Below are 1766 nucleotides of genomic sequence, written 5' to 3'. Positions count from 1 at the left end.
GAGGTCGCCTCGGTGCCCGCCTCGTCGAGCTGCGCTTTCCGGGGCAGTCGGTGGCGGTTGCGCGCCGCCTTCCCCTGGGGGACGGCGGCGTCGGCGGTCAGATCACTTGAATCAGCTGACTGATCTTCCACTGCTGTCCCTCCTCGATAGTCGTGACGACCCAACGGGTTCCGCTCTCGATGGGGGTCTTGCCGTCGGGAGCGGTGGACTTGACCGTGGTCGCCACCAGCACGTCGGCGCTGCCGTTGTCGTTCCAGCGTTGCACCCCGGCCTCCAGCACGGTTCCCGTGGTGGGTTCGGCACGCGCCACCTGAACGACGATCTCGTTCATCTTCTCCTTGAAGGACTTGGCGAAGTCGCCCGTTCCCTGCGTCAGGATTTCGTTGGCATAGTCGTTGGCGTGGAACGGATCCAACGTCGTGTAATTGGTCATGAACCCGCGTACGTAACCAATCGCAGACGCATCCCTGACCTCGGTGCGCCGATAGCTCTCGTGGCCGACCAGCATGAAGACGCTTCCTGCGATGGCCGCTGCGGCCAGGACGAACGCGAGGAAGGCCGTCAGCGGCAGCCCCCAGCGCACCGGCTTCCTCGGTGCACGGGCCCGCACCGAGAAGAAGTCTCGGTCAGCCGTCTCGATCTTGCGGCGGGGGCTCATCGTCCCGGCTCGCTCGGCGGTGTGCCAGGTGGGGCGGGGGCCGGGGCTGGGGCAGCTTGACCCTGCTGGCCCGTCAGCGGCTTCTTCAGGACCGTGAGAACCGCGACCCGCCAGTGGTCACCCGACTTCTCGAAGTCGGCCCGCACGGTGGCGGTGATGAACCTCAGCTTCGCGGGGTCCGATCCTCGCTGGCCCTGAAGCGCCAACAGCATCGCTGCCTTGTCCGTACTCACCGACAGCACCGCGCTGCTCACCGCCCAGTACTCGTTGTCGGTGATGCCGGACTTCCGCACGGACTCCTGCTGCGCGGTCAACAACGGCCGGTAGGCGTCCGTCGCCAGCGTCTGTGCCCTCGCGAAGTCGTCACCGACCGTCTGACTGCCGTAACTCAACAGCTGCTCGACGATCCGCGGGCCCTGCTCGGTGATCTGTGCTCGCGCCTGCTCGATGGCACGGTCGTGCCGGTAGACCTGCAGATAACCCAATCCGCCGCCTGCCACCCCAACCAGTGCCGCTGCGACGAGCACGAGCCCGGCGATGCGCCGGACGTTGCGGACGGGTATCGCGGCGAGGTCGACGACACGAACTTCGGTGCGTAGCAACAAATCCGCGAACGTACGGTGCCGCTTGTCCCACAGCGGCCAGAGCCAACCGATGAACAATGCGGCCGTGTCGAGGACGTGCGCGAGCTCGCGGCCCAGCAGCCCGAACCCGCCGACGAGGCCACCGGTCGGCGTCGTGACGCGGATCCCGACGACGGCGCGACCCATGGTCCAGCCGACCACCGACGGCAGCACGACGCGATTGACGAGCGTCGCGACCGCGGCCAACACCGCCGTTGCGGTGAACACCCACCACAGCCATCCCCACACGGGAGTCGTCACGGCCAACAACGCCATCGTCGCGATCACGGCGACACCGGGCAGGACGTCAAGCGCCAGCGCACCCGCCCGCGCGTGCCAGGAGGCGTACCGCACGGCGTCGTCGTCCGCGGTCGGCAGTTCGGTGTCTTGCTCGAGAAGCGCCGTCACGACGTGACCTGGTCCAGCCGATTGACCTTGTACGTCCCGTCCGCGGGCGCCATGTTCACGCGCAGCCGGTATCCCTG

2 protein-coding genes are annotated in these 1766 nt (G+C 67.6%); both read right to left on the bottom strand.

The window, feature by feature from the left end:
* Nucleotides 1-97 precede the first annotated feature (97 nt).
* Nucleotides 98-658 (bottom strand): Rv1363c family protein, encoded by a 561-nt coding sequence (locus ACRDUX_RS32105; RefSeq protein ID WP_526420096.1) that lies wholly within the window; start codon nucleotides 656-658, stop codon nucleotides 98-100.
* Nucleotides 655-1689, bottom strand: a complete 1035-nt coding sequence (locus tag ACRDUX_RS32100; protein WP_526420098.1) for an RDD family protein — start codon at nucleotides 1687-1689, stop codon at nucleotides 655-657. The genes ACRDUX_RS32105 and ACRDUX_RS32100 overlap by 4 nt, the downstream gene beginning before the upstream one ends.
* Nucleotides 1690-1766 lie beyond the last annotated feature (77 nt).

The organism is Mycobacterium sp., from assembly GCF_050701675.1.
GTDB lineage: Bacteria > Actinomycetota > Actinomycetes > Mycobacteriales > Mycobacteriaceae > Mycobacterium.
The sequence above is the reverse complement of the archived record's forward strand: the minus strand, read 5'-3'. Positions and strand labels throughout refer to the sequence as shown.